This is a genomic window from Mycobacterium sp., assembly GCF_035314905.1.
GTDB lineage: Bacteria > Actinomycetota > Actinomycetes > Mycobacteriales > Mycobacteriaceae > Mycobacterium.
The window spans coordinates 20,319-29,561 of sequence record NZ_DATFYW010000199.1; the positions used below are offsets into that span (position 1 = coordinate 20,319).

The window sequence follows — 9,243 nt, forward strand, 5'->3', positions numbered from 1 at the left end:
GCGGTGGCGCCGGTTAACAGTGATCCGGCCATCAGTGCCGCCGCGGCGACCGTCATAGCAATTTTTCGCATCGAATCCCCTCCGTCTCGTGGTCATCAGGAGAGAGCAGACAATACGCCGGTCTGGGTTCGCTGCGTGCAAACTTTTCCTAAACAGTTCTCGATAAATCTAGACGAGGGCGGGCAGTTCCCCGACGCGGCCCAGCCGCCACGCGCCCTTGCCGAGCAACTGCAGGTGCTGTTCGTGGTGCTGCTCCACGGTGTGACGGTGACTCACGCTGACCACGATGCAGTCGGGACATTCGCTGCGCAAGATCTCGTAGAGCGCGAACTCCAGGCCTTCGTCGAGCGCTGAGGTGGACTCGTCGAGGAACACAGCTCTCGGCTTGGTGAGCAGAATGCGCGCGAACCCGATGCGTTGCTGCTCGCCCGGGGACAACACCTTGGCCCAGTCCCGGTCGTCGTTGAGGCGGTGGCTCAGGTGCGACAGGGCGACTTTGTTCATCGCCCGCTGCAGCTCGGCGTCGGGGATGTCGCCGGCGGCGGCGGGATAGGACATCACCGCACGCAGGTCGCCGAGTGGCACGTACGGCATCTGTGACAAGAACATCGTGTCGTGGCTTTCGCCGGGCCGCCGTAGCGTGCCGGACGCGAATGGCCACAGCTGCGCGAGGCTGCGCAGCAGCGTGGTCTTGCCGCTGCCCGATCTGCCGGTGATGACCAGCGAATCCCCCGGCTGAAGACGGAGGTCCAGCGGCTCGATCAGCTGCAAACCTGACGGGGTCCGCACTTCGACGTTGACCAGTTCCACCGAGCCGTCGCGGCTGGCCGCGGTGGTCAGCTCCGGCAGTTCGCGGGCTTTCTCGTTGGCATCGATAAGCCCGTTGAGTCGCAGGATCGACGCCCGGTAGCCGGCGAACGAGTCGTAGGCGTTGCGGAAGTACGACAGCGAGTCGTGAATCGAGCCGAACGCGGTCGCGGATTGCATCGCGTCGCCGAGCTTGATCGCACCGGCGAACAGCCGCGGCGCCTGGACGACGAACGGCAGCGGGTTGATCACCTGGCTCATCGACAAGTTCCACCCCAGGAAGCCGATGGTGCGGCGCACGAAGCGGCGGTAGTTGCCGATGATCGCGGAGAACCGGCTGTTCAATTGCTTCTCTTCCGCCCGCTCGCCCCGATAGAAGCCGACGGCCTCGGCCCCGTCGCGCAGCCGGACAAGGGCGTAGCGGAAGGCGGCGTTGAACAACTCGTTGCGGAAGTTGAGCCGGATCAGCGGATGGCCGATCCAGAACGCGACCACGGTGGCCAGCAGCACGTAGACCATCACGACCCAGAACAGCGCCTTAGGAATCGTCACGCCCAAGAGCGTCAGCGGGCCGGACAGATGCCACAGGATCGGAACGAACGAGAACACCGACACGACGGATTGCACCGCACCGAACACCAGCGGGCTGGAGGTGCCGTAGGACGGCAGGTTGGGGCCACTGCCCACCCCCGTGGTGAAGATGTCGATGTCCTGCTGGATGCGCTGGTCCGGGTTGTCGATGGTGTGGTCGATGAACCGGCTGCGGTAGTAGGCCTTGTGGCTGAGCCAGTCACCGGTCAGCCGGCCGGTCAACCAGACGCGCCAGCGGATGATGAACCGCTGCATCAGGTACAGGTCGAGCATCGTTCGAATGACGTGCACGGTCGCGATCACGCAGAACGTAAGGATCGACAGCCAGAAACCGTGCATCCCGGAGTCCCGGACCGCGGCGTTGCCCGCGGCGGCGCCCTGGAACGCGACCTGAAGGCCGGAGTACAGATCGTTGCCCTGATAACTGAGCAGCACGTTGATGCGCACGGACATGATGACGGAGAGCAGCAGCACCACGAACAGGCCCCACACCGGCAGGCTTTGCCGGTCCTTGAAGTAGTCGCCGGTGATCCGCCAGTACTGCCTGCCCCAGGTGGTGTAGCGGGCAACGAGCACCGCGACGATCAGCAGGCCGACCGTGCTGATGGCCCAGGCTTCGAGAACCCACACCAGCGACGGACCGAGCTCGTGACCCCAGTCGCGGGAAGGCGTAAACGTATCCAACGAACAACTCTCCTGTTCCCAAACCCTGGGGCGAAGCTACCGCAGCGCCTGCCATTGAGCCCGTTCCCAGGCGTTAGGCTCGCCGCCATGAGCATCGACGTTCCGAAATCCTCGGGTCTTCGCACAACCGCGCACCCGCCACAGACCGTCCACGCGGGCCGCCTGATCGCCCGCCGGCTGAAGGCGAGCGGCGTCGACACCGTCTTCACGCTGTCGGGCGGGCACTTGTTCTCGTTGTACGACGGCTGCCGCAGCGAGGGCATCCGGCTGGTCGACACCCGCCACGAGCAGACCGCGGCGTTTGCGGCAGAGGGCTGGTCGAAGGTCACGCGCGCCCCGGGCGTCGCGGCGCTCACGGCGGGGCCCGGCGTGACAAACGGGATGAGCGCGATGGCCGCTGCGCAACAGAACCAGTCTCCGCTGGTGGTACTGGGCGGACGGGCGCCCGCGCTGCGGTGGGGCATGGGCTCGTTGCAGGAGATCGACCACGTGCCCTTCGTCGCGCCGCTCGCACGCTTCGCCGCGACGGCCGATTCGGCGGCAGCGGCCGGCACGCTTGTCGACGAAGCCCTCCGCGCCGCGCTGGGCGCGCCGTCGGGTGTCGCGTTCGTCGACTTTCCGATGGATCACGTGTTCGCCGAAACCGAGGACGACGGCAGGCCCGGCGCGCTTGCCGACCTTCCCGCGCCGCCCGCCTGTGACGGGGCGGCCCTGGACCGCGCCGCCGCGCTGCTCGCCGGCGCCGAGCGGCCGGTGATCATGGCCGGCACCAATGTTTGGTGGGGCCATGCCGAGGGCGAACTGCTGCGGCTGGCTGAGGCGCAGCGTGTCCCGGTGCTGATGAACGGCATGGCGCGCGGTGTGGTACCCGCAGATCACGACCTCGCGTTTTCGCGGGCGCGGTCGCGAGCCCTGGGACAAGCCGACGTAGCGCTGGTGGTCGGCGTGCCGATGGACTTCCGCCTCGGGTTCGGCGGCGTGTTCGGGGCAGACACCCAGCTGATCGTCGCCGATCGGGTCGCGCCCGAGCGTGACCATCCCCGCGCCGTCGCCGCGGCCCTCTACGGCGACTTGCGGACGACCCTGGCCGCGCTCGCGAGCGTGCACCCGCCAGACCGGCACGCATGGATCGCCGACCTGCGCAGCGCCGAGATCGAGGCCCGCGCCGGCGAGCGCGCCGAGCTGGCCGACGACCGCACACCGCTGCACCCGATGCGGGTCTACGCCGAGCTGATGCCGCTGCTCGACCGCGACGCGATCGTGGTGATCGACGCCGGCGACTTCGGGTCGTACGCAGGCCGGGTGATCGACAGCTACGTGCCCGGCGCGTGGCTGGACAGCGGGCCGTTCGGCTGCCTCGGCTCGGGCCCGGGGTACGCGATGGCCGCGAAGCTCGCCCGGCCCGACCGCCAGGTCGTGCTGCTGCAGGGCGACGGTGCGTTCGGCTTTTCCGGCATGGAATGGGACACCCTCGTCCGCCACGGCGTGCAGGTCGTGTCCGTGATCGGCAACAACGGGATCTGGGGACTGGAGAAGCATCCGATGGAGATGATCTACGGGTACTCCGTGGTCGCCGAGCTGCGCCCCGGCACCCGTTACGACGAGGTGGTGTCGGTGCTGGGCGGCCACGGCGAGCTGGTGAGAAGCCCCGCGGAGCTGCGGCCCGCGCTGAACCGGGCCTTTGATTCCGGGCTGCCGGCGCTGGTCAATGTGCTGACCGATCCCGCGGTGGCCTATCCGCGGCGTTCGAACCTCGGGTGAGGGCGGCCGCGTACGGTTGACCTGTGGCGAAATCGACCAGCGCGCGACCGGGCCGGCTGAGCAGCACGTTCTGGAAACTGCTCGGCGCGAGCACCGAGAAGAACCAGGGCCGATCCCTTGCCGAGGTGAAGGCGTCGGCCGACTACGACGAGAAGGCCGAAGGGCTCGACGACCAGCAGCTGCGCAAGGCTGCGAAGTTGCTCAACCTCGACGACCTCGCCGACTCCACCGACATCCCACAGTTCCTCGCGATCGCCCGCGAGGCCGCTGAACGGTCAACGACCCTGCGCCCGTTCGACGTGCAACTGCTTGGCGCGCTGCGGATGCTGGCCGGCGACGTGGTCGAGATGGCAACCGGCGAGGGCAAGACGCTGTCGGGGGCAATCGCGGCCGCGGGTTATGCGCTCGGGGGCCGGCATGTGCATGTCATCACGATCAACGACTACCTGGCCCGCCGCGACGCGGAGTGGATGGGACCGCAGCTGGAGGCGATGGGCCTAACGGTCGGCTGGGTCACCGCCGAATCGACCGCCGCGGAGCGGCGCGCGGCCTACGCATGCGACGTCACGTACGCCTCGGTCAACGAGGTCGGCTTCGACGTGCTGCGCGACCAGCTCGTCACCGACGTCGACGATCTGGTTTCGCCCAACCCCGACGTCGCTCTGATCGACGAGGCGGACTCCGTGCTGGTCGACGAGGCGCTGGTGCCGCTGGTGCTCGCCGGTACGACGCACCGCGAGACGCCGCGGCTGGAGATCATCCGACTGGTCGGCGAGCTCACGCCGGGCACGGATTACGACACCGACTCCGACCGCCGCAACATCCACCTCACCGACGCCGGCGCGCGGAAGGTCGAGACGGCACTCGGCGGCATCGATCTGTACTCGGAGGAGCACGTCGGCACGACACTGACCGAGGTCAACGTCGCGCTGCACGCGCATGTGCTGCTGCAGCGCGACGTGCACTACATCGTCCGCGACGACGCAGTCCATCTGATCAACGCATCGCGGGGCCGGATCGCGCAGCTGCAGCGCTGGCCCGACGGGCTGCAGGCCGCCGTCGAGGCCAAGGAAGGCATCGAGACCACCGAGACCGGTGAGGTGCTGGACACCATCACCGTGCAGGCGTTGATCAACCGCTACCCGACCGTGTGCGGCATGACCGGCACGGCGCTGGCCGCCGGCGAGCAGCTGCGCCAGTTCTACAAACTCGGCGTCTCACCGATTCCGCCGAACACGCCGAACATCCGCGAGGACGAGGCCGACCGGGTGTACGTCACCGCGGCGGCCAAGAACGACGCGGTCGTCGAACACATCACCACCGTGCACGCCACCGGGCAGCCGGTGCTCGTCGGCACCCGCGACGTCGCCGAATCGGAGGAGCTGCACGAGCGGCTGCTCAAGACCGGTGTCCCGGCCGTCGTGCTGAACGCGAAGAACGACGCCGAGGAGGCGGGCATCATCGCCGAGGCCGGCAAGCTCGGCGCGGTCACCGTGTCCACGCAGATGGCAGGCCGCGGCACCGACATCCGGCTGGGCGGGTCCGACGAGGCCGACCACGACAAGGTGGCCGAGCTGGGCGGCCTGCACGTGGTCGGCACCGGACGCCATCACACCGAGCGGCTGGACAACCAGCTGCGCGGCCGTGCCGGACGCCAGGGCGATCCCGGGTCCTCGGTGTTCTTCTCGAGTTATGAAGACGACGTCGTCACCGCGAATCTCGAGCCCAACAAGCTCCCGATGCAGACCGACGAGGACGGCCGGATCGTCAGCCCGAAGGCGGCGGGACTTCTCGACCACGCCCAGCGGGTCGCCGAGGGCAAGCTGCTCGACGTGCACGCGAACACGTGGCGGTACAACCAGCTGATCGCCCAGCAGCGCGCGATCATCGTCGAGCGCCGCGACACGCTGCTGCGCACACCCACCGCGCGCGAAGAGCTGCAGGCCCGCTCGCCGGAGCGCTACGAGGAGCTGTCGGACACGCTCAGCGAGGACCGGCTGGAGAAGATCTGCCGGATGATCATGCTGTATCACCTCGACCGCGGGTGGGCGGATCACCTGGCCTACCTGGCCGACATCCGCGAGAGCATCCACCTGCGTGCACTGGGCAGGCAGAACCCACTCGACGAGTTTCACCGCATGGCCGTCGACGCGTTCGCGCACCTGGCCGCCGACGCGATCGAGGCCGCGCAACAGACGTTCGAGACCGCGAACGTCGTCGAGGAGGAGCCGGGACTCGATTTGTCCAAGCTGGCCCGGCCGACCTCGACGTGGACATACATGATCCACGACAACCCGCTGGCCGACGACACCTTGTCAGCGCTGAGCCTGCCCGGGGTCTTCCGCTAGGTTTACGCCCATGGAGCAGGCACCCGCGCCCCCGCGCGAACGGGTGCTGACCGTGCCCAACGCGCTCAGCGTGGTGCGGCTGGTGCTGATCGGGGTTTTCCTCTACCTGCTGCTCGTCGTGCGCGCCGACGCATGGGCGACCGGGATCCTGATGTTCAGCGGCGCCTCGGACTGGGCCGACGGCAAGATCGCCCGGCTGATGAACCAGTCGTCGCGGCTGGGCGAGCTGCTGGACCCGTTGGTGGATCGCATCTACATGGTGAGCGTCCCAATTGCGTTCGCGCTGCGCCATTTTGTGCCGTGGTGGATCGTCTTGGTGCTGATCGGGCGTGATCTGTTGCTGGCCGCGACGTTGCCGGCGCTGCGCAGCCGCGGGCTGACCGGGCTGCCTGTCACCTACATCGGGAAGGCGGCAACCTTCGGGCTGATGTCGGGCTTCCCACTGATCCTGCTCGGCCAGTTCGGCGCGCTGTGGAGCCGCGTCGTGCTCGCTATCGGCTGGGGATTCCTCATCTGGGGGCTGGCGATGTACCTGTGGAGCTTCGTGCTGTACGTGGTGCAGTTCGTGATGGTGCTGCGACGACTCCCGAAGATCGATACGGGAGGTCGCAACCGTGGCTGAGCCTGACCGCTCGCTCGGTGGATACGACCCGAACGCGGGCATGAACACCCGCGAGGGGGACCGGCCGCGGCTGATCCCGGTGCCGTCGCTGCTCCGCTCACTGCTCTCCGAGCACCTGGACCCGGGTTACGCCGCGGCGGCCGCGAGCCGGGCCGGCGGGGCGCCACCACGGCCGAGGCGGGCCACGTGGGGTTGGCAGGCCGCGGCCGCGGTGCTGATCGCGGTGGTCTTCGCGGCGGCGGTTGCCCAGGCTCGCTCAGTGGCGCCGGGCGTCAAGCAGACGCAGCAGGTACTGATCGCGAGCGTGCGGGCGGCCGAGACAGGCACCAACAGCCTTGCCCTACAACGGGCGAACCTGACCTCCGACGTCGACAACCTGCGTCGCGGCCAGCTCCAGGACGACACGGCCGGCCAGCAACTGTTGCGCGGCCTTGACCAGCTGGGTGTGACGGCAGGAGCCACCGCGGTGACCGGGCCCGGCCTGACGATCACGCTCACCGACCCCGGGGCATCGCGGGATCTGTCCGACGTCTCCAAAGAGCGCATCCCGGGAAGCCGCCAGGTGGTGCTGGACCGGGATCTGCAACTCGTGGTCAATTCGCTGTGGGCCAGCGGCGCCGAGGCGATCGCGGTCGGCGGGGTGCGTATCGGCCCGAACGTCACGATCCGCCAGGCCGGCGGGGCGATCCTCGTGGACAACCAGCCGATCAGCAGCCCCTACGTGGTCGTCGCCATCGGTCCACCGCACGCGATGCAGGACAGCTTCGAGGCCAGCCCGGGGTTGACGCGGATGCGGCTGCTCGAGGCGACCTACGGCGCAGGAGCGACGGTCAGTGCCGGCGATGCGCTGACGGTGCCTGCCGGCAACACGCGGGATGTCAAGTACGCCAGAGAGATTGGGGACCGATGAGCGCTTGCGCGAAGAGGAGAGAGCGGAGATGAGCGCTTGCGCGAAGAGGAGAGAGCGGAGATGAGAGGATCCGGCCGATGATCGGTGTCGCCGCGCTGGTGGTCGGAATCGTGCTGGGGCTGGTGTTTCACCCAAGCGTGCCCGAGGCGGTGCAGCCGTATCTGCCGATCGCGGTGGTGGCCGCGCTCGACGCGGTGTTCGGCGGGTTGCGCGCGTACTTTGACCGCATCTTCGACTCCAAGGTCTTCGTCGTGTCGTTCGTCTTCAACGTGCTGGTCGCTGCGCTGATCGTGTACGTCGGCGACCACCTCGGGGTCGGCACGCAGCTGTCCACCGCGATCATCGTCGTGCTGGGCATCCGGATCTTCGGCAACGCAGCTGCTTTGCGCCGCAGGCTGTTCGGGGCCTGACCGAGATGAGCGAGCACGGCGCCGACCAGGAGCAGCACGGTCGCCACGAGCTTCCGCCCGACGCGCCGGCGCCGCGGCGGCTGGGGATGTTCCGCGGCGGCCGCGCGCAGGCGGTGTTCGGCGTGCTCGGAGTGCTGCTATGCGTGCTCCTCGGTGCCGCCATCGCGGCCCAAGTGCGCCAGACCAAGTCGGGCGACTCGCTGGAGTCCGCGCGGCCGGCAGACCTGGTGGTCCTCCTGGATTCACTGCAGCAGCGTGAAGCGTCATTGAACAAGGAGGTGGGCGACCTGCAGCGGACCCTGGCCGCACTGCGGGCTTCGGGCAGCGACGACAAGGCCGCGATCGCCGACGCGCAGGCACGGCTGTCGGCGTTGTCAATTCTGATCGGCACCGTCGCCGCAACGGGGCCGGGCGTGACGCTGACCGTCAACGACCCGGCGACCGGCGTCACACCGGAGACGATGATCGACGTCATCAACGAGCTGCGCGCCGCCGGCGCAGAAACGATCGAGATTCGCGGGGGGCCGGCCGGCCCACAAACATCCGTGCGTGTCGGGGTCGACACCTGGGTGGTCGGCAACCCCGGCGCGCTTTCGATCGACGGCCAGACCCTCAGCCCGCCGTATACCGTTGTGGCCATTGGCGATCCGCCGACGCTGGCCGCCGCGATGAACATTCCCGGCGGGGCGGTCGACAGTGTGGAGCGGGTGGGCGGCACGATGAACATCGCGCAGTCCGACCAGGTCGACATCACCGCCTTGCGGCAGCCGAAACCACGTCAATACGCTCAGCCCGTCAAGTGAGCGCCTCAGCAAATTCGATCAGCCGATCCGTACCGACAGATAGGGAAGCCCGTGAGCGAAATCCCAGCCGACCTGCACTACACCTCTGAGCACGAGTGGGTGCGCCGCACAGGTCCGGACACCGTGCGGGTAGGCATCACCGACTTCGCCCAGTCGTCGCTTGGTGACGTGGTTTTCGTCCAGCTGCCCGACGTGGGTGCCCAGGTCAGCGCCGGTGAGTCGTTCGGTGAGGTGGAGTCCACCAAGTCGGTGTCGGACCTTTATGCCCCGGTTACCGCGAAAGTGGTTGCGGTCAACGGCGATCTGG

8 protein-coding genes are annotated in these 9,243 nt (G+C 68.3%); 7 read left to right on the plus strand and 1 reads right to left on the minus strand.

Annotation, left to right across the window (positions count from 1 at the left end):
* Positions 1–168: 168 nt before the first annotated feature.
* Positions 169–2,082 carry an ABC transporter ATP-binding protein/permease gene (locus VKG81_RS17560; RefSeq protein ID WP_324397825.1) on the minus strand — a complete coding sequence of 638 codons (1,914 nt, stop codon included), beginning with the start codon at positions 2,080–2,082 and terminating at the stop codon, positions 169–171.
* Positions 2,083–2,169: 87 nt separating this feature from the next.
* Between VKG81_RS17560 and VKG81_RS17565 the strand changes: the two genes are divergently transcribed.
* From VKG81_RS17565 to VKG81_RS17595, 7 genes are all read left to right on the plus strand, one after another.
* Positions 2,170–3,843 carry an acetolactate synthase gene (locus VKG81_RS17565; protein ID WP_324397826.1) on the plus strand — a complete coding sequence of 558 codons (1,674 nt, stop codon included), beginning with the start codon at positions 2,170–2,172 and terminating at the stop codon, positions 3,841–3,843.
* Between the two features lie 23 nt (positions 3,844–3,866).
* Positions 3,867–6,191 (plus strand): accessory Sec system translocase SecA2, encoded by a 2,325-nt coding sequence (secA2, locus tag VKG81_RS17570; protein ID WP_324397827.1) that lies wholly within the window; start codon positions 3,867–3,869, stop codon positions 6,189–6,191.
* A 10-nt stretch (positions 6,192–6,201) separates the two neighbouring features.
* Complete coding sequence (locus VKG81_RS17575; RefSeq protein WP_324397828.1) at positions 6,202–6,813, plus strand: CDP-alcohol phosphatidyltransferase family protein; 612 nt, start codon at positions 6,202–6,204, stop codon at positions 6,811–6,813.
* The gene (locus tag VKG81_RS17580; protein ID WP_324397829.1) at positions 6,806–7,723 is read left to right on the plus strand and encodes a DUF881 domain-containing protein; all 918 of its coding nucleotides are present in this window, start codon (positions 6,806–6,808) and stop codon (positions 7,721–7,723) included. The genes VKG81_RS17575 and VKG81_RS17580 overlap by 8 nt, the downstream gene beginning before the upstream one ends.
* A 77-nt stretch (positions 7,724–7,800) precedes the next feature.
* Positions 7,801–8,133, plus strand: a complete 333-nt coding sequence (locus VKG81_RS17585; protein ID WP_324397830.1) for a small basic family protein — start codon at positions 7,801–7,803, stop codon at positions 8,131–8,133.
* Positions 8,134–8,138: 5 nt separating this feature from the next.
* Positions 8,139–8,936, plus strand: coding sequence for a DUF881 domain-containing protein (locus VKG81_RS17590; RefSeq protein WP_324397831.1), 798 nt, complete (start codon positions 8,139–8,141; stop codon positions 8,934–8,936).
* Positions 8,937–8,987: 51 nt separating this feature from the next.
* Positions 8,988–9,243: glycine cleavage system H protein (locus tag VKG81_RS17595; protein WP_324397832.1), on the plus strand; the 256-nt coding region annotated here is incomplete at its 3' end.